The following is a 25,145-nucleotide window of genomic DNA, read 5'->3' as shown; positions in this document are numbered from 1 at the left end:
CTCACGCTCAGTTTCGAATTGGTAAAACTAAAATGGCAAAATCCCGCGCGCCCTCCCTGGGCCAGGTCAGCGACTTCGAGATCCGCCTGCTGCGCATCTTCAAAACCATAGTCGAGTGCGGCAGCTTCTCGGCCGCGGAAAGCACGCTGGGCATCAGCCGCTCGGCCATCAGCCTGCACATGGGCGACCTGGAGAAACGTCTGGGCATGCGCCTGTGCCAGCGCGGCCGCGCCGGCTTCGCCATGACCGACGAGGGCCGCGAGGTGTACCGCGCCACCCAGTCGCTGCTGGCGGCGCTGGAGGGTTTTCGCGCGGAGGTGAACGAGCTGCACCAACACCTGCGCGGCGCGCTGAACATCGGCATCATCAATAACCTGGTGACTCTGCCGCAGATGCGCATCACCCATGCCCTGCGCGCGCTGAAGGCCAGCGGGCCGGGGGTACGGATCAATATCGGCATGACCACGCCCAACGAGATCGAGCTGGGCGTGCTCGACGGACGCCTGCACGTGGGCGTGGTGCCGCTGATCAGTCCGCTGTCGGGGCTGGAGTACTCCTCTCTCTATGAAGAACGCTCGTTGCTGTACTGCAGCCGCGAACACCCGCTGTTCGAGCGCGACGACGCGAGCATCACGGTGGAGGAGGTGCACACCTGCGATGCCGTGGCGCCGAGCTATCGCATCCCCGCCGAGGCGCAGGAGCGGCATCAGGAACTGCGCGGCGGCGCCAATGCCTCCGACCGCGAGGGCATGGCCTTCCTGATCCTCACCGGCAGCTACATCGGCTACCTGCCCGACCACTACGCCGCCGACTGGGTCGCCCAGGGCCGCATGCGGGCGCTGCGGCCGGAGCGCTTCCACTACGACATCCCGCTGACCGTGGTCACCCGCAAGGGCCGCCGGCCGAACCTGGTGCTGGAGCGGTTCCTGGAGGCGGTGGCGGAGAGCCGATAATCCGTACCCGTAGGGCGTATAACGCTCCGCGTGACTTCAAGGCATGCCGAGATCAGCCACGGAGCTGCGATAGGGCAAGGTATATCGGCGTACAACCGCGAACGGTTGTACGCCCTACGCGGCTGACCCAAAGCCTGGAAAAACCGCCTACGGCGCCCTGCCCACACGCTGCCTATCCAATTTGTCACCCCAGCCACCAAAAATCCTATACCCCCGCCCTTTCGGCCCGCATGCCGCGTGGCTTGCGGCCCGACAGCTTTTCCCTAGCCAGCGACTACAAAAAACATAATTTCGCTATTGCCAGCCTCTGAACAGAATGCGCCCAAGCACCTCGCTACTAGCCGCAACAAGCAGAACAACGAGATCAGAGTCAGAGGAAGCAAGCCATGACCGAGCTGAATCCGAACGCCTTCGCCAAGAAGTCGCTCGAAAACCTGGAAATCGATACGCTGGTCGTTGGCGCCGGTCAGGCCGGCGTGGCCATGAGCGAGCATCTGACCAGCCTGGGCGTACCGCACATCGTGCTGGAGAAGAGCCGCATCGCCGAAGCCTGGCGCACCGGTCGCTGGGACTCCCTGGTCGCCAACGGCCCGGCCTGGCACGACCGTTTCCCGGGCATGGAATTCTCCGTCGGCCCGGATGAGTTCCCGGCCAAGGAGCAGGTAGCGGACTACTTCGTCGCCTACGCCAAGCAATTCAACGCGCCGATCCACACCGGCGTGGAAGTGAAGAAGGTGACCCGCAACAACGGCCGTCCCGGCTTCACTGTGGAAACCTCCGAAGGTACCCTCCAGGCCCTGCGCATCGTTTCCGCCACCGGCCCGTTCCAGCGTCCGGTGATCCCCGCCATCGCGCCGAAGACCGAGAGCCTGCAGCAGATCCACTCGGCCCAGTACTACAACCCGCAGCAGCTGCCCGAAGGCGCCGTGCTGGTGGTGGGCGCCGGCTCCTCCGGCGTGCAGATCGCCGACGAACTGAACCGCGCCGGCAAGAAGGTCTTCCTCTCCGTGGGCGCCCATGACCGTCCGCCGCGCTCCTACCGCAACCGTGACTTCGTCTGGTGGCTGGGTGTGCTCGGCCTGTGGGACGCCGAGGAAGTGCAGCCGGGTCGCGAGCACGTGACCATCGCCGTGAGCGGTGCCCGTGGTGGCGAGACCATCGACTTCCGCCGCCTGGCCAACGAGGGCATCACCCTGGTCGGCCTGACCAAGGCCTTCGAAGGTGGCAAGGTGACCTTCCAGGACGACCTGCTGAAGAACCTCAAGGCGGGCGACGAGAACTACCTGGGCCTGCTGGACGCCGCCGATGCCTACATCGAGCGCAACGGCCTGGACCTGCCGGAAGAGCCGGAGGCCCGCAAGGTCTACCCGGACGCCGAATGCGTACGCAACCCGATCCTCGAACTGGACCTGGCCGCCGCCGGCATCACCTCGATCATCTGGGCCACCGGCTATGCCGTGGACTTCAACTGGCTGCAGGTCGATGCCTTCGACGAGAAGGGCAAGCCCAAGCACCAGCGTGGCGTATCCCGCGAGCCGGGCGTGTACTTCGTCGGCCTGCCGTGGCTGTCGCGCCGGGGCTCCTCGTTCATCTGGGGTGTCTGGCACGACGCCAAGCACGTGGCCGGCCACATCGCCACCCAGCGTAAATATGTCGAATACCAGGACGCTTCGCAGCGCGAAGCCTCCGTTCAAAAAGCCGCTTCCTGGGAGTAAGAGATGCCTACCCATACTCGCATCCGCATGTTCAACACCAAGGACACCTACCCGAACCAGACCCTGGACAACGACCTCTGCCAGGCCGTACGCGCCGGCAACACCGTGTACGTACGCGGCCAGGTCGGCACCGACTTCGAGGGCAACCTGGTAGGGCTGGGTGACCCGCGCGCCCAGGCCGAGCAGGCGATGAAGAACGTCAAGCAGCTGCTCGAAGAAGCCGGCAGCGACCTGTCGCACATCGTCAAGACCACCACCTACATCATCGACCCGCGCTACCGCGAGCCGGTGTACCAGGAAGTCGGCAAGTGGCTGAAGGGCGTGTTCCCGATCTCCACCGGCCTCGTGGTATCGGCCCTGGGCCAGCCGCAGTGGCTGATGGAAATCGACGTCATCGCGGTCATTCCGGACTGATGAATGGCTGAGGCGAAGCGGCGACGCGGGGATTTCCCTGCCTCGCCGTTTTGTCGTTTACGACACAGGATTGATTAAGGAGCTCCCATGACCTTTTCCATCGTTGGACGCTGCGCCGAGACCGGCCAGCTGGGTATCGCCATCAGCTCCTCGAGCATTGCCGTGGGCGCCCGTTGCCCCTGGGTACGCGCCGGCGTTGGCGCGGTGGCCACACAGAACGTCACCCTGCCGGCCCTCGGCCCGCAGATCCTCGACCTGCTGGAAACCGGCCTGGAGCCTGGCGCGGCACTGGACAAGGCGCTGTCGAGCAACGGCTACAGCCAGTACCGCCAGGTGACCGTGATCGACCAGCACGGCAAGGTCGCGCTGTTCACCGGCAGCGAAGCGCTGGGTGTGAACCACGCGGTAGCCGGCGAGAACTGCGTGGCGGCGGGCAACCTGCTGTCCTCCACGGCGGTGATGGAAGCCATGACCCGCGCCTTCGAGCAGGCCGACGGCTGCCTGGCCGAGCGTCTGCTGGCGGCCATGCAGGCGGCGATGGCCGCCGGTGGCGAAGCCGGTCCGGTGCATTCGGCGGCCATGAAGGTGGTGGGCGATCTGGTCTGGCCGATCGTCGACCTGCGCGTAGACTGGGCCGACGAGGCGCCGATCGATGAGCTGGAAAAGCTCTGGGTCGCCTACAAGCCGCAGCTGCAGGACTACCTCACCCGCGCCCTCGACCCGACCAAGGCGCCGAGCTACGGCGTGCCGGGCGACGAGTGATGCCTTGAACATGTAGGAGCGAGGGGGACGCCTAGTCCTTGCTCGCGACCCCTGCCTCGCTGCAGGGTTTGTTCGCGAGCTAGCTCGCTCCTACAAAAAGCAAAGAAGCAGGACCCGACCATGTCTACCAGCCGTGAAATCCTCGCCAAGCTGATCGCCTTCGACACCGTCAGCCGCAATCCCAACCTGGCGCTGATCGAATACATCCGCGACTACCTCGCAGGTCTAGGCGTCGAGAGCGAGCTGTTCTACGACGCCGAAGGCGGCAAGGCCAACCTCTACGCCACCCTCGGCCCGCGGGATCGCGGCGGCGTTTGCCTGTCCGGGCATACCGACGTGGTGCCGGTGGACGGGCAGAACTGGACGGTCCCGCCGTTCGAGCTGACCGAGCGCGACGGCCGCCTCTATGGTCGCGGCACCGCGGACATGAAGGGCTACATCGCCTGCGTGCTGGCGGCGGTTCCGGCCTTCCTCGCCCAGCCGTTGCGCCTGCCGGTGCACCTGGCCTTCTCCTATGACGAGGAAGTCGGCTGCCTGGGCGTGCGCTCGCTGATCACCGCGCTGGAGCAGCGCGAACACAAGCCGATGGTCTGCATCATTGGCGAACCCACCGAACTCAAGCCGGTGCTGGGGCACAAGGGCAAGCTGGCGATGCGCTGCAGCGTCCATGGCGCGGCCTGCCACTCGGCCTATGCACCGCAGGGCGTGAACGCCATCGAGTACGCGGCGAAGCTGATCGGCCGCCTCGGTGAGATCGGCACCCGCCTGGCGGAGCCTGCGCGCCACGACCCGCGCTTCGACCCGCCCTACTCCACCGTGCAGACCGGCGTTATCAATGGCGGCCGCGCACTGAACATCGTGCCCGCCGAATGCCAGTTCGATTTCGAAGTGCGCGCGCTGCCCAGTGACGACCCGCAACAGGTCGCCGATGACCTGCGCGACTACGCCGAAGCCGAGTTGCTGCCGAAGATGCGCGCAGTGAAGGCCGAGGCGGACATCCGCTTCACCCCGCTGTCCGCCTACCCGGCACTGGCTACCGACCCGCAGACCGAGGCGGCCGACCTGATCGCCCTGCTCAGCGGCTCCCGCGAGTTCTCCACCGTGGCCTATGGCACCGAGGGCGGGCTGTTCGATCAGGTCGGCATTCCCACCGTGGTCTGCGGCCCCGGCAGCATGGACCAGGGGCACAAGCCGGACGAGTTCGTCAGCCTGGAACAGTTGGCCAAGTGCGACGCGATGATGGCGCGCCTGGCGGAGTGGCTGCGCGGCTGATGTGAGCAAAGCCGCGCGCGAGGTGTGCATCGCGTAGGAGCAACTGTCTTCTTCCGGGTAGTCCGAGCCGATGCCTACCCCTCACCCCAGCCCACTCCCTCAGGGAGAGGTGGCAGTCCGAGCCGGCTGACGCGAAGGTTTCATCCTGCACCGAACGGTCCCCTCTCCCCCTGGGAGAGGGTTAGGGTGAGGGCCAAACCGAGCGTAGATGCATCTCGTACAAGCGGACCTTGCCCGCGAAATCCCGACGCCGTGCCACAGCCATCGCGGATAAGATCTGCTCCTACAGGTGAGGCGCAACGCCGTCAGGCAAACGCCGCGCGCAACTCGTCCATGCTCGCGAAGTAATGCGCCGGGCTTTCCGCCAGCAGCTCTTCGCGGCTACCGAATCCGTAACCCACTCCGGCAGCAGACAGGCCGTTGCGATGGGCGCCGATCAGGTCGTGCTTGCGGTCGCCGATCATCAGCGTCTGCGCAGGGTCCAGTTTCTCGATGCCCAGCAGGTGCTCGATCAGCTCGACCTTATTGGTGCGCGTGCCGTCCAGCTCGCTGCCGTAGATCACCTTGAAGTTTCGGGCGAAGTCGAAGTGCCGGGCGATCTCGGCGGCGAACACCGTCGGCTTGCTGGTGCAGATGTACAGCGTGCGGCCCTGGCCGCCGAGCATTTCGAGCAACTCGCCCACGCCATCGAACACCTTGTTTTCGTACAACCCGGTTTCCTTGAAGCGCACGCGGTAGTGGTTCACCGCCTCCCAGGCGCGCGCCTCGTCGAAGTCGTAGGTGCTCATGAAGCACTGCAGCAGCGGCGGGCCGATGAAGTGTTCGAGCTGGCGCAGGTCGGGCTCGTCGATGCCGAGCTGGGCGAGGGCGTACTGGATCGAACGGGTGATGCCTTCACGCGGGTCGGTGAGGGTGCCGTCGAGGTCGAAGAGGATGTTCTGGTAATGCATGGGATCAGCGTCCGGCCGCGAAAGTCGGGCGGCAAGGATACTGCGCATGGCCGCCTGCGCGAAGCGTCAGGCGCCGAACGTCGCGCTCAGGGGGCGGCCCCCTGCCCCTGTCGCAGCACACGAATTCCGCCGCTGGCGTCGATGGGCGGAGGCGGCGTAGCGCCGAAGGACTGAACGTCGTCAGTCCCCTGCTCATCCTCCACCGGTTGCGCCAGCTGCCCCGTCAGGCTTTGCAGGACCCGCCCGCCGAGATAGTCGACACCCGCCATCACCCCGCCCTGCGAGTCGTGCATCAGCAGCAGCCACTGCTCGTCGAAGGCTTCGTTGATCTCCTTGCGCAACTGGCTTTCCACCTCGGGCCGGTCATGGTCGTTGCTGCTCAGGCTGAACAGGGTGAAAGCCACCGAGATGATCGAGCCCGCGACCTTGCCGGCCGCGCTGGCGACTACCCCGGCGATGCTGCGATTGCGCAGCTCGTTGACCAGCTTGGCACTGGTTCGCTGGGCCACCGGCGAAACCCCGCTGACCTTGGTGCCGGCGCCCGCCTTGCCCGCCGCCTTGCGAATCTCCTGCATCAGCGCGGCGAAGGCCGGCAGTTCGCCGACGTCCTTGGCGCGCACCACGTCATACAGCGAAGCGTCGCGGCTCGACGGCGGACCGAGGGAAATCGCCGGAATGCCCTTCAGGTGCTCGTCGAACGCCTTCTGCGGCACGCCGCGGCGCTGGGGAATGGCGCCGAGGGCCTCCACCAGCGCGCCGATGTAACGCCGGGCAGCGGTTTCCATGATGGAGTCGGGGTCGAGCTCTCTGGCCACCGGCACCAGCACCTGCTCGTGGTACTCCTCCTGCAGGTAGGCCGCCAGCCGATCCACCGTGGGATCGAGATCGCCCTGGGAGCCCATCTTGTACCAGGCGACCTTCATGCTCAGCCATTGCTGCGTCCAGTAGCTGGAAAACCAGGGGATGAACTTGCTGTCGGTGCGCTGGTAGACCAGGTCCATCCAGTGCTCCATGGCGCCTTCAGCGTAGGCGCGGGCCTGGGACGTGGCATTGAGGGAGGCGGCGCCGATGTCGGCGTCCACCTGCCGCCAGGTGGCCTCGCTGACCGGACCGACAGGCTCGGGGGGGCGATGGGAACAACCGGCCAGCGCCAGCAGAAGCAACATGAGGACACCGCACCGTCGCCAGGGCGCCCCGATGGCACTGCAGAAACACAGACTGTTCATGGCCGCTCGCCGGCTCGACGGCGTCCGAAGGACCTGCCGCCCGCTCCTGACCCTGGCCGGGCACATAGCGCGTCCGGTCGTCCAGGCTTCAGTATAGGGCCGTGCATCGGCGCCAGCGGGCCGTCCGGCGGTTCCCGGCGAACGGCCCGCTGGCAACCGGAAAATGCTGTCGATTGACCTGCGTTGAGGCCGGTCGCCCGCAGGGCGGCTAGTCTGTAGCGCATCACCGCAAGGAATCCGCCGTGACCGACATCCCATTCACTCCCCGGAGGGAGCGCCACTACCGTGCTTGACCGCTATGGCCTGCTGGAAGTGATGCGCGCCTCGCGCCTGACCCAGTTCCCGATCAGCCCCGTACTGCGCGAAACCCATGGCCTCAAGGGGCGCCTGACGTTCTTTCTGCTGCTGGCCGGGGCCCTGGTGTTCACCTTCACCAGCCTCGGCCAGGACATTCGCGCCAGCGGCACATCGCTGCAACCGGGCTGGCCGATGCTGGTCCTGGTCATCGCCCTGCTGGTGGCGCTGGGCTTCGAATTCATCAACGGCTTCCACGACACGGCCAACGCCGTGGCCACGGTGATCTACACCAACGCCCTGCCACCACGCTTCGCGGTGGCCTGGTCGGGGCTGTGGAATTTCCTCGGCGTGCTGTTCTCCAGCGGCGCGGTGGCCTTCGCCATCGTCTCATTGCTGCCGCTGGACCTGCTGCTCAAGGTAGACAGCAACGCGGGGCTGGCGATGATCTTCGCCCTGCTGATCGCCTCGATCCTGTGGAACCTCGGCACCTGGTGGCTGGGGCTGCCGGTGTCCTCGTCGCACACGCTGATCGGCTCCATCGTCGGCATCGGCCTGGCCCATGGCGCGATGGCCGGGCACCTGGGGCTGTCCGGCAGTGCCTGGTCGCAGTTGCTGACGGTGGGTTATGCGCTGCTGCTGTCGCCGGTGGTCGGCTTCTTCAGCGCCTTCGTGCTGCTGCGGGCGATGAGCGCGGGGATTGGCAACCGCGCGCTGTTCCGCTCGCCCGAAGGGCGCACGCCACCGCCCTGGTGGATTCGCGGGTTGCTGATCGTCACCTGTACCGGGGTTTCCTTCGCCCATGGCTCGAACGACGGGCAGAAAGGCATCGGCCTGATCATGCTCATCCTGATCGCCACCGTTCCGCTGGCGTTCGCCGTGGATCGCGGCCATTCCCTGGAGCAGTCCCGCCAGTTGCTGAGCCTGGCCCAGGCCAGCCAGGCGCAACTGCAACATGCCGGCGGCGCCGCCAGTGGCGACCCGCGCCAGGTGCTGCTGGCCTATCAGCAGGACGCGCGCGTCGATGCGGGCCTGTTGCCGGCGCTGGGCGCGGTCATCGGCGATGTCGCTGCGCGCCTGGAGCGGCACGGCGAGATGGCGAAGGTCCCCGGCGAGGAGGTGCAGGCCCTGCGCAACGACCTGTACCTGAGCCTGGAGACCATCCGCATGCTCGACCACAGCGAGCAGAACGTCGACCTGGAAACCTGGAGCACCCTGCAGGCGCTGCGCAGCGAAGGCGAACGGACGATCCGCTTCATTCCCGTGTGGGTGAAGGTGGCCGTCGCCCTGGCGCTGGGCCTGGGCACCCTGGTGGGCTGGCGGCGCATCGTCACCACCGTCGGCGAAGGCATCGGCAAGACGCCGATGACCTACGCCCAGGGCGCCGCCGCACAACTGGTGGCGATGCTCACCATCGGCGCGGCGGATGGCTTCGGCCTGCCGGTGTCCACCACCCATGTGCTGTCCTCCGGCGTGGCGGGCACCATGGCCGCCAACGGCAGCGGCCTGCAGTGGCCGACCATCCGCAACATGCTGCTGGCCTGGGTGCTCACCCTGCCGGCGGCCATCGGGCTGGCGGCGGGGTTGTACTGGGTGTTCGCGCGGGTGCTTTGATCGTTTCGCGGACAGAGTCCGCTCCTACGAGATGCATCTGCGCTCGGGTCGGCCCTCACCCTAACCCTCTCCCAGGGGGAGAGGGGACCGTCCGGTGCAGGATGAAACTACTATGTCAGCCGGCACGATCTGGCTCCCTCTCCATGAGGGAGAGGGCTGGGGTGAGGGAGAAAGCCCTGGCACAGATTCAGCCGGGACAAGACAGTTGCTCCTACAACAGCTCCTCAACCAGCATGGTCGTAGGGCGTACAACCGTTCGCGGTTGTACGCCGACTCACCGATCCCAGCGCGCCTTCATGGCCAACCTCGGAGTGCACTGGAACCCAGGTCAATCGGCGTATAACGCGAAGCGTTATACGCCCTACAGGCGTGAATCCGACCACCGGGCGGTTCACGCTGGCTGTGGAAAACTCCGTGGATTACTGTATTTATATACAGCATTCTTTCAGAGCCTTCCCACATGACCTCCCAGCTCCCACCCCGCGGCCGTGGCACCGCCAGCAATCCGCACAATCGCTTCGCGCCGACCACCTCGGTGCCTGTGGATAACGACTGGTTCGACGAGGTCCCCAGGCCCCGGGTGACCGAAATCCGCACCGAGCTGGCGAAGACGGTGATCTCACGCAACCAGTCGCCGGACCTGCCCTTCGACCGCTCGATCAACCCCTATCGCGGTTGCGAGCACGGCTGCATCTACTGCTACGCGCGGCCCAGCCATGCCTACTGGGACCTGTCGCCGGGATTGGATTTCGAAACGAAGCTCATCGCCAAGACCAACGCCGCCGAGGTACTGGAGCAGGAATTGAGCAGGAAGGGCTACGTCTGCGCACCGATCAACCTGGGCGCCAACACCGACCCCTACCAGCCCATCGAGCGCCAGCAGCGCCTGACCCGACAGATCCTCGAAGTGCTGCTGCGCTTCCGCCATCCGGTGACCATCGTCACCAAGGGCTCGCTGATCCTGCGCGATCTCGACCTGCTCGCCGAGCTGGCGAAGCAGAACCTGGTCGGGGTAATGATCAGCCTGACCACCCTGGACGATGAGCTCAAACGCATCCTCGAACCCCGCGCCGCTGCGCCGTCGGCACGCTTGCGGGCGATTCGTGTGCTGCGCGAACAGGGCATTCCGGTGGGGGTGCTGTGTTCGCCGATGATCCCGATGATCAACGACCGCGAACTGGAGGCCCTGCTGGAAGCTTCGCACGACGCCGGCGCGCAGAGCGCCAGCTATATGCTGCTGCGCCTGCCCCGGGAAGTCGGGCCGCTGTTCGAGGAATGGCTGGCGGCGCACTACCCGCAGCGCGCCAACCATGTGATGAGCCTGATCCGCCAGGTGCGCGGCGGGGAAATCTACGATAGCCGCTTCGGCCACCGCTTCCGTGGCGAGGGGCCATTCGCCGAGCTGCTGGCCAAGCGCTTCGAGGTCGCTCTACGCCGCCTGGGGCTGAACCGCCGGGGCGGCTTCGGCCTGGACTGCACGGCCTTCGCACCACCGCGAAGCCAGATGAGCCTGTTCTGACACGTTGCGGGAAAATTCGACAAGCGCAACGACATCACGGCAACATCGCAACGCCATGATAGCTTGCCGATATCATCGCGAAATATCGGCGAAACATCATGCAAAAGCTCATGCCAGAGCGGTTTTTTAATTTTGGTTTAATCTTACTTCTCTAGGGTTTGAGCACAAAGTGACTTACCGGTCACGACAGATTTTTTCCCACGGCTGTGCCTTTTCTCCCTGGGGAGAGCGTCGGCTGACGTGGGAAAATTCTTCGTCATTCTTCGAGGCTGATACATGAACGACAAAACGCACGGTGAGGATCACGCCCACGAATCTGCTGATGAGGCGCTTCGCCATATCGTCGAGGGCTTCCGTCAATTCCGTCATGAGGTCTTCCCGCAGCAGGAAGAGCTGTTCAAGAAGCTGGCCCACGCGCAGAACCCGCGCGCCATGTTCATCACCTGCGCCGACTCGCGCATCGTTCCGGAGCTGATCACCCAGAGTTCGCCGGGCGACCTGTTCGTTACCCGCAACGTCGGCAACGTCGTGCCGCCTTACGGCCAGATGAACGGCGGCGTGTCCACCGCTATCGAGTTCGCGGTCATGGCCCTGGGCGTGCAGCACATCATCGTCTGCGGTCACTCAGACTGCGGCGCGATGAAAGCGGTGCTGGCGCCCCAGACGCTGGAAGGCATGCCGACGGTAAAAGCATGGCTGCGCCACGCCGAAGTGGCTCGCACAGTGGTCGCGCAGACCTGTGGCTGCGCCAGCCATGAGCACCTGGGCATCCTCACCGAGGAGAACGTGGTGGCCCAGCTGGATCACCTGAAGACTCACCCCTCGGTGGCGGCGCGCCTGGCGTCCGGCCAGCTGTTCATCCACGGCTGGGTGTACGACATCGAGACCAGCGCCATCAAGGCCTACGACGCCCAGGAAGGCCGCTTCCGCGCCCTCGACGGCGAAGGCCCGACGCCCAACGCCACTCCGCGTCCGCGTTACTCCCCTCAGTAAAAAGCTCCCAGGGGCGCGGCGGCCCTCAGAACAAACGCCGCGCCCCGCGTCTGACTTGATTCCTGCCTGAGGCGAGCGCTGCCACCGCGTTCGCTGCCCCGTTGAATTGCGCGTGTCGATGCGGTCGAGGCCGTCGTCGTGGGCTTTCGCGCGCCCGAGAAATGCCCGAAGGAGAACAGCGCCATGTCGGCCTCCCACTCTGTTGCATCCGGATTTTCCCAACTGCGCCAAGCGCTGCCACGCGACCTGCTGGCATCGGTGGTGGTTTTTCTCGTCGCCCTGCCGTTGTGCATGGGCATCGCCATCGCCTCGGGCATGCCGCCCGCCAAGGGGCTGGTGACAGGCATCATCGGCGGCCTGGTCGTCGGCTTTCTCGCCGGCTCGCCGCTGCAGGTCAGCGGCCCGGCGGCGGGCCTTGCGGTGCTGGTCTTCGAGCTGGTACGCACCCACGGCATGGCCATGCTCGGGCCGATACTGCTGCTGGCCGGTGCGCTACAGCTGCTCGCGGGCCGGCTGCGCCTGGGCTGCTGGTTCCGCGTGACCTCGCCGGCCGTGGTGTATGGCATGCTCGCGGGCATCGGCATTCTCATCGTACTGTCGCAGGTACACGTGATGCTGGACCTCAAGCCGCAGGCGTCCGGGCTGGATAACCTGCTGGCTTTCCCGTCCGCGCTGCTGTCCGAGGCGAGCGGGTTCGACGCGGCGATGCTCGGGCTGGGCACCATGGCGTGCATGGCGCTGTGGGACCACTTCAAACCGAGCCAGCTGCGCATGCTGCCCGGCGCGTTGCTTGGCGTGAGCCTCGCAACGGCGGCGAGCATGGTGTTTCGCCTCGACGTACTGCGGGTGAGCGTGCCGCAGAACCTCGGCGATGCCATCGACTGGCTGCGGCCCGCGGACCTTGGTGCACTGCTCGACCCGACGCTGCTGCTGGCCGCCGTGGTGGTGGCCTTCATCGCCAGCGCCGAGACGCTGCTTTCCGCCGCCGCGGTGGACCGCATGCACAATGGCCCGCGTTCGGACATGGACCGCGAACTGAGCGCCCAGGGCGTGGGCAACATGCTCTGCGGGCTGGTCGGCGCGCTGCCGATGACGGGGGTGATCGTGCGCAGCTCGGCCAATGTACAGGCTGGTGCGCGCAGCCGCGCCTCGGCGATCCTCCACGGGCTGTGGCTGCTGGCGTTCGTCGCGCTGCTGGGCGGGCTGCTGCGGCAGATTCCCATTGCAAGCCTCGCCGGCGTGCTGGTCTACACCGGCATCAAGCTGGTGGACCTCAAGGCGCTGCGCTCACTGGGCCGCTACGGGCGGATGCCGGTGCTGGTCCATGCGGCCACCGCGCTGGCCATCGTCGCCACCGACCTGTTGACCGGCGTACTACTGGGCTTCGCGCTGACAGTGCTGAAGCTGGTGTTCAAGGCCGCGCGGCTGAAGATCCAGCTGCGCTACGACGACGAGGGCAACGGTGCGGAGCTGCGACTGGTCGGCGCGGCGACTTTCCTGAAGGTGCCGGCACTCTCCAAGGTGTTGCAGTCGGTGAAGCCCGGAACGCACCTGCGTGTGCCGCTGCAGCACCTGAGCTACATCGACCACGCGTGCATGGAGTTGCTGGAGGATTGGGGACGCACCGCCGCGGCCAGCGACTGCCGGCTCTGCATCGAAGGCAACGGCCTGCGGCGCCGCGTGGAAGGACGGGTGCGCGCGCTGCAAGGCGCGAGCTGACCCCTCAGTCGCGGCCCAGCTCCAGTTCGACGCCGAACTGCCGCGACAGGCATGGCCACTGCTGCCAGGCCATCACCACCTGCGGGTCGTTCAGGCGCGCGCGGTAGCTCTGCGCCGTGTCCGAGGCGAAGGTGCTTTCGTCGAGCATGCCGTCGACCGCGTGGTGCACGGCTTCGTCCAGCTGGTTGGCGAAGGGTTCGCCGATCAGCTGGTGCGCGACAAGATTGGCCACCGTGGTGTCCAGCGGGATCAGCGGCTGGTTGAAGTGGGCGATGTAGCGGTCGTTCACTTCCTCCACCAGGCGATGGGCGAGGTAGGCCTCGTCCAGCAGCGCATCGAGTCCGTCATGGCCGTCGAGCAGGGCTGGCGGGGTGAGGAAGAATTGCTCGGCGAGTTTGAGCACCGGCTTGATGCGATCCTCGATACCCGCCTCGCGGGCCACGGCGTTGGCCGCGTCGAGAAAATCCGGCACCTGTTCGATGTAGGCGTGAACGAAACGGGTCAGCGTACCGCTGGGGTCTTCACCGGCGAGTGCGATGCTCTTGTGCAGGCTCTGCAGTTGGCTCTGGATCAGACGGGCGAGATGGCCGTGGCGGGACTCGAGCAGATGGGCATTACGGATCAGCTCACGCAGTGCAGCGGTATTCATGACAACTCCAAGACAACGGGTTTGGAACGTGAAGAAAGACCTTAGCCGGCGTCCGGCTGCAGCTAAGACGCGATTGTCATATTCATGAAGTGTTTATGCCGTCCAGGCATATCACACCGCCACCATGGTACTCCAAAGCCGCGCCGGCCGCGGCTTTGAGATCACTCTTCGGTCTTTAGAAACGGTTTTTTACTCTGCGTTGTTATGTCGCAAGCCGTGTCTATACTCCGACTCGACACACGAAAAACCTGATGGACCCGGCCTGCCCTGCGTGCGCCGAGGTGATGACGGTCAAAGTCAGTTGTCTTGGCGGTCGCTCCCTTGGCCGTTGGCGAGTTCAAGCGCGCAAACCTTCTGGAATGGGGGTTTGCCGCACGAGCGCAATGCCGGCGGGATAAAAACAACGATAAGGGGAACCCGAATGCTGCGACATCCACGAGTCTGGATGGGCTTCCTTTTGCTCTTGGCTTTCAGTCAGGCAAACGCCGCCTGGACGGTCAACATGGCCCCCGGTGCGACGGAAGTCAGCCGTAATGTCTTCGACTTGCACATGACCATCTTCTGGATCTGCGTGGTCATCGGCATCATCGTGTTCGGCGCGATGTTCTGGTCGATGATCGTCCACCGCCGGTCCACCGGGCAGCAGCCCGCGCATTTCCACGAAAGCACTACGGTGGAAATCCTCTGGACCATCATTCCCTTCCTGATCCTGGTGGTGATGGCCGTCCCGGCCACCCGCACGCTGATCCACATGTACGACACCTCGGAGCCCGAGCTGGACGTGCAGGTCACCGGCTACCAGTGGAAGTGGCAGTACAAGTACCTGGGCCAGGACGTGGAGTTCTTCTCCAACCTGGCCACCAGCCAGGACCAGATCCACAACAAGGCCGACAAGGACGAGCACTACCTGTTGGAGGTGGATAACCCGCTGGTGCTGCCGGCCGGGGTCAAGGTGCGCTTCCTGGTCACCTCCAGCGACGTGATCCACTCCTGGTGGGTGCCGGCCTTCGCGGTCAAGCGCGACGCCATTCCCGGCTTCGTCAACGAGGCCTGGACCAAGGTCGACAAGCCCGGCATCTACCGTGGCCAGTGCGCCGAGCTGTGCGGCAAGGACCACGGCTTCATGCCCATCGTGGTGGACGTGAAATCCAAGCCCGACTTCGACAAGTGGCTGGCCGAGCGCAAGGAAGAGGCCGCCAAGCTCAAGGAGCTGACCAGCAAGGAGTGGACGAAGGACGAGTTGGTCGCCCGCGGCGACAAGGTCTACCACACCATCTGCGCGGCCTGTCACCAGCCCGAGGGCCAGGGCATGCCGCCGATGTTCCCGGCACTCAAAGGCTCGAAGATCGTCACCGGGCCCAAGGAGCACCATCTGGAGACCGTGTTCAACGGCGTCCAGGGCACGGCAATGGCGGCCTTCGGCAAGCAGCTCTCGGAGGTCGACATCGCTGCGGTGATCACCTACGAGCGCAACGCCTGGGGCAACAACGACGGCGACATGGTGACCCCGCAAGAAGTGGTCGCCTACAAGCAGAAGCAAAAATAAGGAGGCCGCGATGAGTGCTGTGATCGATCACCCCGACCATTCTCACGCCGGCGACCACCACCACGGCCCCGCCAAGGGCCTGATGCGCTGGGTCCTGACCACCAACCACAAGGACATTGGCACGCTTTATCTGTGGTTCGCCTTCTGCGCCTTCCTGCTCGGCGGCTCCTTCGCCATGGTGATCCGCGCCGAACTGTTCCAGCCGGGCCTGCAGATCGTGGAACCGGCGTTCTTCAACCAGATGACCACCATGCACGGCCTGGTGATGGTCTTCGGTGCGGTGATGCCGGCCTTCGTCGGCCTGGCCAACTGGATGGTGCCGCTGATGATCGGCGCGCCGGACATGGCCCTGCCACGCATGAACAACTTCAGCTTCTGGCTGCTGCCGGCGGCGTTCGCGCTGCTGGTGAGCACCCTGTTCATGCCCGGCGGCGGCCCGAACTTCGGCTGGACCTTCTACGCGCCGCTGTCCACCACCTTCGCGCCGCACAGCGTGACCTTCTTCATCTTCGCCATCCACCTGATGGGCATGAGTTCGATCATGGGCGCGATCAACGTGATCGCCACCATCCTCAACCTGCGCGCACCGGGCATGACGCTGATGAAGATGCCGCTGTTCGTCTGGACCTGGCTGATCACCGCCTTCCTGCTGATCGCGGTGATGCCGGTGCTGGCCGGTTGCGTGACCATGATGCTGATGGACATCCACTTCGGCACCAGCTTCTTCAGCGCGGCCGGCGGCGGCGACCCGGTGCTGTTCCAGCATGTGTTCTGGTTCTTCGGCCACCCCGAGGTGTACATCATGATCCTGCCGGCCTTCGGCGCCGTCAGCTCGATCATCCCGGCCTTCAGCCGCAAGCCGCTGTTCGGCTACACCTCGATGGTCTACGCCACCGCGTCGATCGCCTTCCTCTCCTTCATCGTCTGGGCTCACCACATGTTCGTGGTGGGCATCCCGCTGGTGGGCGAGCTGTTCTTCATGTACGCGACCATGCTGATCGCCGTGCCCACCGGGGTGAAGGTGTTCAACTGGGCGTCGACCATGTGGCAGGGCTCGCTGACCTTCGAGGCGCCGATGCTGTTCGCCGTGGCCTTCGTCATCCTGTTCACCATCGGCGGCTTCTCCGGCCTGATGCTGGCCATCGCCCCGGCGGACTTCCAGTACCAGGACACCTACTTCGTGGTGGCGCACTTCCACTACGTGCTGGTGCCCGGGGCGATCTTCGGCATCTTCGCCTCGGTGTACTACTGGATTCCCAAGTGGACCGGGCACATGTACGACGAGAGTCTCGCCAAGCTGCACTTCTGGATGAGCTTCATCGGCATGAACCTGGCGTTCTTCCCGATGCACTTCGTGGGCCTGGCGGGCATGCCGCGACGGATTCCGGACTACAACCTGCAGTTCGCCGACTTCAACATGGTCTCGTCCGTCGGCGCCTTCATGTTCGGCACCACGCAGTTGCTGTTCCTGTTCATCGTCATCAAGTGCATCAAGGGCGGCAAGCCGGCCCCGGCCAAGCCGTGGGATGGCGCCGAAGGCCTGGAGTGGACGATTCCTTCGCCCGCGCCGTACCACACCTTCAGCACGCCGCCCGAGGTGAAGTGACGAACTGGCTCTTGTAGGAGCGAGCTTGCTCGCGAACCGGCTTCTCCGGAAGCCATGGCTTCAAGTGGTTCGCGAGCAAGCTCGCTCCTACGAAAAGAGGACAACAAGATGAGCGACGGCAACATCGAAACGCGCAAGCTGGTGACCCGGCTGGTCATTGCCGTGGTCGCCATGTTCGCCTTCGGCTTCGCCCTGGTGCCGCTGTACGACGTGATGTGCAAGGCGCTGGGCATCAACGGCAAGACCTCCGGCAGCGCCTACCGGGACGACGGCCAGGTGGTGGATCAGTCGCGCGAGGTGAAGATCCAGTTCGTCGCCAACAACAACATCGACATGGTCTGGGAGTTCCACCCCGAGGCCGAGCAGTTGGTGGTGCATCCGGGCGCGGTGAACCAGATGCTGTTCGTCGCCCGCAACCCCACCGACAAACCGATGACCGCCCAAGCGATCCCGAGTATCGCGCCGTCGGTGGCGGCCACCTATTTCCACAAGACCGAATGCTTCTGCTTCACCCAGCAGGTGCTGCAGCCGGGTGAGCGCATCGAGATGCCGGTGCGCTTCATCGTCGACCGCGACCTGCCCAAGGATGTGCGTCACCTGACCCTTGCTTACACGCTGTTCGACATCACTTCCCGCAAGCCGCCCGTGGCCAGTAACACGCGCTGAACGGAAAAGGAGAACAACAACAATGACAACCCACGATCCCTATTACGTCCCCGCGCAGAGCAAGTGGCCGATCATCGCCACCATCGGCATGCTGGTGACGATGTTCGGCGTCGGCACCTGGATGAACGACATGAGCGCCGGCAAGGCGCAGTCCCACGGCCCGTGGATCTTCTTCGCCGGCGGACTGATCCTGGCCTACATGCTGTTCGGCTGGTTCGGCAACGTCATCAAGGAAAGCCGTGGCGGGTTGTACAGCCCGCAGATGGACCGCTCGTTCCGCTGGGGCATGAGCTGGTTCATCTTCTCCGAGGTTATGTTCTTCGCCGCCTTCTTCGGCGCGCTGTTCTACGTGCGCCACTTCGTCAACCCATGGCTGGGCGGCGAAGGCCACCACGGCATCTCGCACATGCTCTGGCCGCAGTTCGAACAGGGCTGGCCGCAGCTGAGCAACCCGGACAACAAGCTGTTCCCGCCGCCCAAGGAAGTGATCGATCCGTGGAAGCTGCCGCTGATCAACACCCTGCTGCTGGTCAGCTCCAGCTTCACCGTGACCTTCGCCCACCACGCGCTGAAGAAGAACCATCGCGCCCCGCTGAAGCTGTGGCTGGCGCTGACCATCGCGCTGGGCGCCTGCTTCCTGGTGCTGCAGGCCTACGAGTATCACGAGGCCTACAGCGAACTGGGCCTGACCCTGGGCTCGGGCATCTACGGCGCGACCTTCTTCATGCTCACCGGCTTCCACGGCGCCCACGTGACCATCGGCGCGATCATGCTGACCATCATGCTGATCCGCATCCTGCGCGGGCACTTCGACGCCGAACACCACTTCGGTTTCGAAGCGGCCAGCTGGTACTGGCACTTCGTCGACGTGGTGTGGGTCGGGCTGTTCACCTTCGTTTACGTGCTGTGAGGCGGGAGAAATTGCAGGACCTGTAGGAGCGAGCTTGCTCGCGAACCGCCCAACACTGGGGCATCAGAAAAAAAGCGTTCGCGAGCAAGCTCGAAAAGCAATGCGGAATCAGAAATGCCAGGGGGCGGAGCTACCAAGTTCGCCGCTGAAGAAGCCCCAGGCGATGAGAGCGACAGTCAGGGCGGTAAGGGTGACACGCACGGTCAACGCGTTGACCACCCGCGAACCGTGCCCCTCGTCCTTGACCAGAAAGAACAGACCACTGAACAGACTGACGACGGTCGCCAGCAACAACAGGACGATCGCAGCTTTGAGCATTACCGGCCTCCTGTCCGCGGGGGGACTGGGGTTAAGGGGGATGTCTTGCAGTATAGCCAGCACGCTACTCCGCACCGTTCGAGCCGCGTGGCGCAGGCCTTCCGCCCCGGCCTTGCGCCGACGCTGGTGGTGCTCGCGCTGCTGCCGGTGCTGCTCGGCCTGGGCTGCTGGCAGCTCTCGCGCGCAGCCGAAAAGCGCATCCTGCTCACCGCCGCCGAAACCCAGCGCCAGCAGGACCCGATCTCCGCCGCCGAACTCGAACGCCTGCCGCCGCGCAGTTATGTGCGAGTGCGCCTGCAGGGCCAGCTCGACGCCGAACACACCGTCCTGCTGGACAACCGCACCCGCGACGGCCATGCCGGCGTCGAGGTGCTGCAACCCTTCTATGACCGCACCGCTCACCAGTGGCTGCTGGTCAATCGCGGCTGGACTGCCTGGCCGGATCGCCGCGTGCCGCCACGGATCGATACGCCCGACCACGACCTGCTGCTGGACGCCTGGACCTACCTGCCGCCACCCACCACGCCATTCGCGCCGGTCGCCGGCTGGCCGCGCCTGGTCACCCAGGTGGACGCCCCTGCCCTGTGGGACCAACTCGGCCGCCAAGGGCTGCCTCTGGAAATCCGCCTGGAACCGGGCGACGCCGCCCTCGACACCGACTGGCCGATCGTCGCCATGCCACCGGAGCGCCACGTCGGCTACGCCGTGCAGTGGTTCGCCCTGGCCTTCGCACTGACAGTCCTCTACCTCTACCTCGGCATCCGTCGCGCACGGGAGACCTTCGACCATGACCGCCAGCATGACCCTGAATGAGCAGCCCAGCCGCCGCCGCGGCCGTCTGCAGCTGATCCTGATCCTCTGCGTGACCCTCGGCCCGATGATCCTCGCCACCGCCATGTACAAGCTGCAGTTCTGGGTGCCGGAAGGCCGCAGCTACCACGGCGACCTGATCGCCACCGGGCAGACCCCGGCCGACCTCGGCGTGCAGGCCGACAAGGCGAGCGAACACTGGCAACTGCTGGTCACCGCACCCGAGACCTGCGCCAGCGACTGCCAGCAACTGGTCTACCTGGCTCGCCAGATCAACATCGGCCTGGGTCGCGAGGCCAGCCGCGCCGAGCATGTGTTCGCCTTTGCCAAGCCGCTGCCGACCGAGTTCACCAGCCTGCTCGACAAGGATTACCCGCGCCTGCAACGCCTGGGCCTGACGCCGACCCAGCACACCGGCGCCAAGCCGCAACTGTGGATCGTCGACCCCCACGGCAACCTGGTGCTGCGCTATGACGCCGGGACCGACGGCAAGTCGATCCTCAAGGACCTGCAGCTGCTGCTGAAGCTGTCCAACATCGGTTGATGCTCTTTTGATCGGAAATCGCCAGCCCCACGACAACAACAAGATCGGGAGCGACGCATGATCCAGGCAACACGCAAACCCGCCTTCTACGTCGCCGTATTGGCGACGGCACTGGCCTTCCTGGTGATCCTGCTGGGCGCCTATACCCGCCTGACCCACGCCGGCCTCGGCTGCCCGGACTGGCCCGGCTGCTATGGCTTCGTCCACGTGCCGACCAGCGAGGCGCAGCTGGCCCACGCCGAGATGCGTTTCCCGGACGCTCCGGTGGAGGCGCAGAAGGGCTGGAACGAGATGATCCATCGCTACTTCGCCGGCAGCCTGGGCCTGCTGATCCTCGGCCTGGCCATCCACGCACTGGTGCGCCGCGGCCGTGACGGACAGCCGCTGCGCCTGCCGCTGCTGCTGCTCGGCGTGGTGATCGCCCAGGCCGCGTTCGGTATGTGGACGGTCACCCTCAAGCTCTGGCCGCAAGTGGTCACCGCGCATTTGCTCGGAGGCTTCACCACGCTGTCGCTGCTGTTCCTGCTGAGCCTGCGCCTGTCCGGCGCCTTCGCGCCGCTGCAACTGCCCTCGCGCCTGCGCGCCCTCGCCGCCTTCGCCCTGCTGCTGGTGATCGGGCAAATCGCCCTCGGCGGCTGGGTCAGCAGCAACTACGCGGCGGTGGCCTGTGTCGACCTGCCGATGTGCCACGGCCAGTGGTGGCCGGACATGGACTTCGCCAACGGCTTCCACCTCACCCAGCACATCGGCCCGAACTACCTGGGCGGCCAGCTCGACAGCGACGCGCGCACGGCGATCCACATGACCCACCGCATGGGCGCGCTCTGCGTGACAGCAGTTCTCCTGCTGCTGGCCTGGAATCTCCAGCGCCACGGGCTGATCGGCATCACCGCGCTGATGCTGCTGGGGCTGTCGATCCAGATCGGCTTAGGGATCAGCAACGTGCTGCTGCACCTGCCGCTGCCGGTGGCGGTGACCCACAACGGCGGCGGCGCCTTCCTGCTGCTGATGCTGGTGCTGGTGAACTATCGGGTGCGCGCCCCCGCAGCGAAACGCGTCGAGTTGCCCGCCAGCAGCCCGATCACCCTGGAGGCCCTGGAGCGCCCGGTGGCCTACCCCTCTCAAGGTTGAAATTGCACGGTTGAGCACGACGGCCGGCCGGCGCCACGGTGCGCCGGCCCCGATCCACCAGACGGAGAAATGACCATGGCCAGCGTCATCAGCACATCCAGCCACGCCAGCTGGCGCGACCTGCTCGAACTGACCAAGCCCAAGGTGGTGTTGCTCATGCTGATCACCTCGCTGATCGGCATGCTGCTCGCTACCAAGGCTGGCGTGTCCTGGCAGGTGCTGGTATTCGGCAACCTCGGCATCGGCCTGTGCGCCGGCGGCGCGGCGGCGGTGAACCACGTGGTGGACCGGCGCATCGACTCGATCATGGCGCGCACCCACAAGCGCCCGCTGGCCGAGGGCCGTGTATCGCCGCCCCTCGCGCTGGGCTTCGCCATGCTGCTGTCAGTGGCCGGGATGGCAGTGCTGCTGGTGTTCACCAACGCCCTCACCGCCTGGCTGACCCTGGCCTCTCTGCTGGGCTACGCGGCGCTCTACACGGGCTTTCTCAAACGCGCCACGCCGCAGAACATCGTCATCGGCGGCCTCGCCGGCGCCGCCCCGCCGCTGCTGGGCTGGGTCGCGGTGACCGGGCAGGTGTCCGCCGAACCGCTGCTGCTGGTGCTGATCATCTTCGCCTGGACGCCGCCGCACTTCTGGGCGCTGTGCCTGCACCGCAAGGACGAGTACGCCAAGGCCGACATTCCGATGCTGCCGGTGACCCACGGCGAGCACTACACCAAGCTGCACATCCTGCTCTACACCCTGGTGCTGTTCGCGGTGACGCTGATGCCCTTCGTCATCCACATGGCCGGGCTGGTCTACCTGCTCGCCGCGCTGGCCCTGGGCGCGCGCTTCCTCGACTGGGCCTGGGCGCTCTATTGCGGCAGTCGGCCCCATGCGGCGATCAAGACCTTCAAGTACTCTATCGCCTACCTGTTCCTGCTGTTCATCGCGCTGCTGGTGGACCACTACCTGCCGCTGCACCTGAACTATTGAGGCCGGTTCGCGAGCAAGCTCGCTCCTACAATTCTGGACTCCCCTGTAGGAGCGAGCTTGCTCGCGAACATCGCCGCGCCCATGCCAAGGGTATGAACAGCAGCTCAAAGCCCAGACGTCCCGACCCACGAGTACCCCATGACCCGAGTCAACAAGACCGTCTTCATCCTCGTCGCCATCGTCGCCCTGATCCTCGGCCTCACCATCCACAAGGTGCTCACCCAGCGCCACCAGCTCGATCCGACGGTGCTGCTCGACGCTGGCATCGTGATCCTGCCGCAAACCCGCAGCGTGCCCGACCTGACCTTCACCGACCAGGACGGCCAGCCGTTCCAGACCGCCAACCTGAAGGACAAGTGGTCCCTGCTGTTCTTCGGCTACACCTTCTGCCCGGACGTCTGCCCCACCACCCTGGCGCAACTGCGCGAACTGCAGACCAAGCTGCCGCCGGAAGTGGCGAAGAACCTGCAGGTGGTGTTCGTCAGCGTCGACCCGCACCGCGATACCGCGCCGCGCATCAAGGAATACCTCGGCTTCTTCAACGCCGGCTTCCAGGGCATCACCGGCTCCGAAGAGAACGTGCAGAAGCTGGCCAACGCCATGAGCATCCCTTACATTCCGGCAGACACCAGCAAGCCCAACTACACCGTCGACCACAGCGGCAACCTGGTCATCATCGGCCCGGACGGCACCCAGCACGGCTTCATCCGCGCCCCGCTGCACAACGACAAGCTCGCGGCCCAACTGCCCAGCGTGATCAGCGCGAACAACTGATCCCCCGCGACACCGTGTCTCACCCCCAACGGCCACCCGATAACGGTGGCCGTTGTTTTTTCTGTGTCATTCCCGCCCCGGCAGAACAACCGCGAACTTTCTGCTAAACCTCTTCCTTAGGCTCTGATCCGGCGTAATGCGCGGATTTGAAGCCTCGCACAGGATTTTCTGACCCCGTAGTCAATGTAAAAAATCTGCTACAGGAAATCAGGCATCAGTAATGACTCATACTCCATATTAGAAACATTAATTAACACCTATGCATGAGCCTGTTGCAGGATTACCGGGCCTTTCGGTGGGTATGGGGAGCCTCTGATGGGTGGTCATTCACGGCGAGGATGACGTTTCCGTCCGGTCACAATAGGCAATTAGGCTAAACGCCAAGGCACACGCGGCCTCGGCGGCGACCGGAAAATTACGGGTCGAAACGTGACTTGTAGTTATCGCTGCGTACCACTCCAGAACTTCTTGAAGCCCTCCAGGCTAGATTGCACAATGCCGCGGCCACCGGGTCACCCGCCCGGCCACTAAAACAAGAAAAGACCGTTGCCAGTTCGATAACCCGGGTCGCCAACGTAGTAGCCCGGACAATCCCAGGATCACGCAGGAGATTTGCGAGTGCAGATCGGTGTACCCCTCGAGACCCAAGCCGGTGAGACGCGGGTCGCAGCAACGCCGGAGACGGTCAAGAAACTGATCGGGCAAGGCCATCAGGTCGTCATTCAGAGCGGTGCGGGCGTCAGCGCCAGCCAGCCGGATGCCGCTTACGAAGCCGTTGGTGCGAAGATCGGCACTGCCGCCGATGCCTTCGGTGCAGAGCTTGTGCTGAAGGTTGTCGCGCCCAGCGAAAGCGAGCTGGCGCAGATGAAGCCGGGTACCGTGCTGATCGGCATGCTCAACCCCTTCAACAATGAGAACATCGCCCGCATGGCCGAACGCGGCATCACCGCCTTCGCCCTCGAGGCCGCGCCGCGTACTTCCCGCGCGCAGAGCCTGGACGTGCTCTCCTCCCAGGCCAACATCGCCGGCTACAAGGCCGTGATGCTCGCTGCCAACCACTACCCGCGCTTCATGCCCATGCTGATGACCGCAGCCGGCACCGTTAAGGCCGCCCGCGTGCTGATCCTCGGCGCCGGCGTTGCTGGCCTGCAGGCCATCGCCACGGCCAAGCGCCTGGGCGCGGTGATCGAGGCGTCGGACGTACGCCCGGCGGTGAAGGAGCAGATCGAATCCCTGGGCGCCAAGTTTGTCGACGTGCCCTACGAGACCGACGAAGAGCGCGAGTGCGCCGAAGGCGTTGGCGGCTATGCCCGTCCGATGCCGGCTTCGTGGATGGAGCGCCAGGCCAAGGCCGTGCATGAGCGCGCCAAGCAGTCGGACATCGTCATCACCACCGCACTGATCCCGGGCCGCAAGGCGCCGACCCTGCTGCACGAGGCGACCGTCGCCGAGATGAAGCCGGGCTCGGTGGTCATCGACCTCGCGGCATCCCAAGGCGGCAACTGCCCGCTGACCGAGGCCGACCAGGTCGTGGTCAAGCACGGCGTGACCATCGTCGGCCTGAGCAACCTGGCCGCACTGGTGCCGGCGGACGCCTCCGCACTCTACGCACGCAACCTGCTCGACTTCCTCAAGCTCACCCTGACCGCCGAAGGCTTCACGGTGAACCTGGAAGACGACATCGTCGCCGCGTGCCTGATGTGCCGTGACGGCCAGATCGTGCGCAAGAACGGCTGAGCCCTTCTTATATAAGAACGTGCCGGACCCCGCGTCCGGCCCTGA

23 protein-coding genes are annotated in these 25,145 nt (G+C 65.2%); 19 read left to right on the top strand and 4 right to left on the bottom strand.

Translation table 11 applies throughout. From position 1 onward, the window contains the following. Positions 1-32 precede the first annotated feature (32 nt). The 5 genes from O6P39_RS00620 to argE all read left to right on the top strand — a co-directional run bounded on the left by O6P39_RS00620 (position 33) and on the right by argE (position 5,116). The gene (locus O6P39_RS00620) at positions 33-953 is read left to right on the top strand and encodes a LysR family transcriptional regulator (RefSeq protein WP_275609565.1); all 921 of its coding nucleotides are present in this window, start codon (positions 33-35) and stop codon (positions 951-953) included. Between the two features lie 386 nt (positions 954-1,339). Then, a complete protein-coding gene (locus O6P39_RS00615) occupies positions 1,340-2,668 on the top strand; it encodes an NAD(P)/FAD-dependent oxidoreductase (protein ID WP_275609564.1) in 1,329 nt (442 codons plus the stop codon). Positions 2,669-2,671: 3 nt separating this feature from the next. Continuing rightward, positions 2,672-3,082, top strand: a complete 411-nt coding sequence (locus O6P39_RS00610; protein ID WP_207884764.1) for a RidA family protein — start codon at positions 2,672-2,674, stop codon at positions 3,080-3,082. An 87-nt stretch (positions 3,083-3,169) separates the two neighbouring features. Then, positions 3,170-3,844 carry a DUF1028 domain-containing protein gene (locus O6P39_RS00605; RefSeq protein WP_275609563.1) on the top strand — a complete coding sequence of 225 codons (675 nt, stop codon included), beginning with the start codon at positions 3,170-3,172 and terminating at the stop codon, positions 3,842-3,844. A gap of 120 nt (positions 3,845-3,964) precedes the next feature. Beyond that, complete coding sequence (gene argE, locus O6P39_RS00600) at positions 3,965-5,116, top strand: acetylornithine deacetylase (RefSeq protein WP_275609562.1); 1,152 nt, start codon at positions 3,965-3,967, stop codon at positions 5,114-5,116. A gap of 305 nt (positions 5,117-5,421) precedes the next feature. Here argE and O6P39_RS00595 read toward each other — a convergent pair whose 3' ends face one another. Together O6P39_RS00595 and O6P39_RS00590 are read right to left on the bottom strand one after the other, a co-directional pair. Next, positions 5,422-6,066: an HAD family hydrolase gene (locus tag O6P39_RS00595; protein WP_275609561.1), complete on the bottom strand. Its 645-nt coding sequence runs from the start codon at positions 6,064-6,066 to the stop codon at positions 5,422-5,424. An 86-nt stretch (positions 6,067-6,152) separates the two neighbouring features. Continuing rightward, positions 6,153-7,232, bottom strand: a complete 1,080-nt coding sequence (locus tag O6P39_RS00590; RefSeq protein ID WP_275609560.1) for a hypothetical protein — start codon at positions 7,230-7,232, stop codon at positions 6,153-6,155. 345 nt (positions 7,233-7,577) lie between these two features. Between O6P39_RS00590 and O6P39_RS00585 the strand changes: the two genes are divergently transcribed. The 4 genes from O6P39_RS00585 to O6P39_RS00570 all read left to right on the top strand — a co-directional run bounded on the left by O6P39_RS00585 (position 7,578) and on the right by O6P39_RS00570 (position 13,431). Then, on the top strand, positions 7,578-9,200 hold the full coding sequence (locus tag O6P39_RS00585; protein ID WP_275609559.1) for an inorganic phosphate transporter: 1,623 nt from the start codon (positions 7,578-7,580) through the stop codon (positions 9,198-9,200). A gap of 460 nt (positions 9,201-9,660) precedes the next feature. After that, positions 9,661-10,719: a PA0069 family radical SAM protein gene (locus tag O6P39_RS00580; protein ID WP_275609558.1), complete on the top strand. Its 1,059-nt coding sequence runs from the start codon at positions 9,661-9,663 to the stop codon at positions 10,717-10,719. Positions 10,720-10,995: 276 nt separating this feature from the next. Continuing rightward, entirely contained in the window at positions 10,996-11,712 is a 717-nt protein-coding gene (locus tag O6P39_RS00575; RefSeq protein ID WP_275609557.1) for a carbonic anhydrase, read from the top strand. Between the two features lie 183 nt (positions 11,713-11,895). After that, on the top strand, positions 11,896-13,431 hold the full coding sequence (locus O6P39_RS00570) for a SulP family inorganic anion transporter (protein WP_275609556.1): 1,536 nt from the start codon (positions 11,896-11,898) through the stop codon (positions 13,429-13,431). Between the two features lie 4 nt (positions 13,432-13,435). Here the strand turns inward: O6P39_RS00570 and O6P39_RS00565 are convergent, their stop codons facing one another. Beyond that, entirely contained in the window at positions 13,436-14,080 is a 645-nt protein-coding gene (locus O6P39_RS00565; RefSeq protein ID WP_275609555.1) for a hypothetical protein, read from the bottom strand. Between the two features lie 421 nt (positions 14,081-14,501). Between O6P39_RS00565 and coxB the strand changes: the two genes are divergently transcribed. The 4 genes from coxB (at position 14,502) to O6P39_RS00545 (ending at position 18,808) form a co-directional block, all read left to right on the top strand. Beyond that, entirely contained in the window at positions 14,502-15,626 is a 1,125-nt protein-coding gene (gene coxB / locus O6P39_RS00560) for a cytochrome c oxidase subunit II (protein ID WP_275609554.1), read from the top strand. 10 nt (positions 15,627-15,636) lie between these two features. After that, positions 15,637-17,232, top strand: coding sequence for a cytochrome c oxidase subunit I (gene ctaD / locus O6P39_RS00555; protein WP_275609553.1), 1,596 nt, complete (start codon positions 15,637-15,639; stop codon positions 17,230-17,232). Positions 17,233-17,340: 108 nt separating this feature from the next. Further along, positions 17,341-17,898, top strand: coding sequence for a cytochrome c oxidase assembly protein (locus O6P39_RS00550; RefSeq protein ID WP_275609552.1), 558 nt, complete (start codon positions 17,341-17,343; stop codon positions 17,896-17,898). 22 nt (positions 17,899-17,920) lie between these two features. Continuing rightward, positions 17,921-18,808: a cytochrome c oxidase subunit 3 gene (locus O6P39_RS00545; RefSeq protein ID WP_275609551.1), complete on the top strand. Its 888-nt coding sequence runs from the start codon at positions 17,921-17,923 to the stop codon at positions 18,806-18,808. 108 nt (positions 18,809-18,916) lie between these two features. Here the strand turns inward: O6P39_RS00545 and O6P39_RS00540 are convergent, their stop codons facing one another. Continuing rightward, positions 18,917-19,126: a twin transmembrane helix small protein gene (locus O6P39_RS00540; RefSeq protein WP_275609550.1), complete on the bottom strand. Its 210-nt coding sequence runs from the start codon at positions 19,124-19,126 to the stop codon at positions 18,917-18,919. A gap of 45 nt (positions 19,127-19,171) precedes the next feature. Here O6P39_RS00540 and O6P39_RS00535 point away from each other — a divergent pair, with 45 nt between their 5' ends. The 6 genes from O6P39_RS00535 (at position 19,172) to O6P39_RS00510 (ending at position 25,100) form a co-directional block, all read left to right on the top strand. Further along, positions 19,172-19,939 carry an SURF1 family protein gene (locus tag O6P39_RS00535; RefSeq protein WP_275609549.1) on the top strand — a complete coding sequence of 256 codons (768 nt, stop codon included), beginning with the start codon at positions 19,172-19,174 and terminating at the stop codon, positions 19,937-19,939. After that, positions 19,914-20,480: a hypothetical protein gene (locus tag O6P39_RS00530; protein WP_275609548.1), complete on the top strand. Its 567-nt coding sequence runs from the start codon at positions 19,914-19,916 to the stop codon at positions 20,478-20,480. The genes O6P39_RS00535 and O6P39_RS00530 overlap by 26 nt, the downstream gene beginning before the upstream one ends. A gap of 57 nt (positions 20,481-20,537) precedes the next feature. Beyond that, complete coding sequence (locus O6P39_RS00525) at positions 20,538-21,611, top strand: COX15/CtaA family protein (RefSeq protein WP_275609547.1); 1,074 nt, start codon at positions 20,538-20,540, stop codon at positions 21,609-21,611. 75 nt (positions 21,612-21,686) lie between these two features. Then, the gene (cyoE, locus tag O6P39_RS00520; protein ID WP_275609546.1) at positions 21,687-22,589 is read left to right on the top strand and encodes a heme o synthase; all 903 of its coding nucleotides are present in this window, start codon (positions 21,687-21,689) and stop codon (positions 22,587-22,589) included. A 138-nt stretch (positions 22,590-22,727) separates the two neighbouring features. After that, positions 22,728-23,363: an SCO family protein gene (locus tag O6P39_RS00515; protein ID WP_275609545.1), complete on the top strand. Its 636-nt coding sequence runs from the start codon at positions 22,728-22,730 to the stop codon at positions 23,361-23,363. A 618-nt stretch (positions 23,364-23,981) separates the two neighbouring features. Continuing rightward, complete coding sequence (locus O6P39_RS00510; protein ID WP_275609544.1) at positions 23,982-25,100, top strand: Re/Si-specific NAD(P)(+) transhydrogenase subunit alpha; 1,119 nt, start codon at positions 23,982-23,984, stop codon at positions 25,098-25,100. Positions 25,101-25,145: the final 45 nt, after the last annotated feature.

The sequence above is a fragment of the Pseudomonas sp. PSE14 genome (assembly GCF_029203285.1).
Taxonomy (GTDB): domain Bacteria; phylum Pseudomonadota; class Gammaproteobacteria; order Pseudomonadales; family Pseudomonadaceae; genus Pseudomonas.
This window is presented reverse-complemented; position numbering and strand designations above follow the sequence as displayed.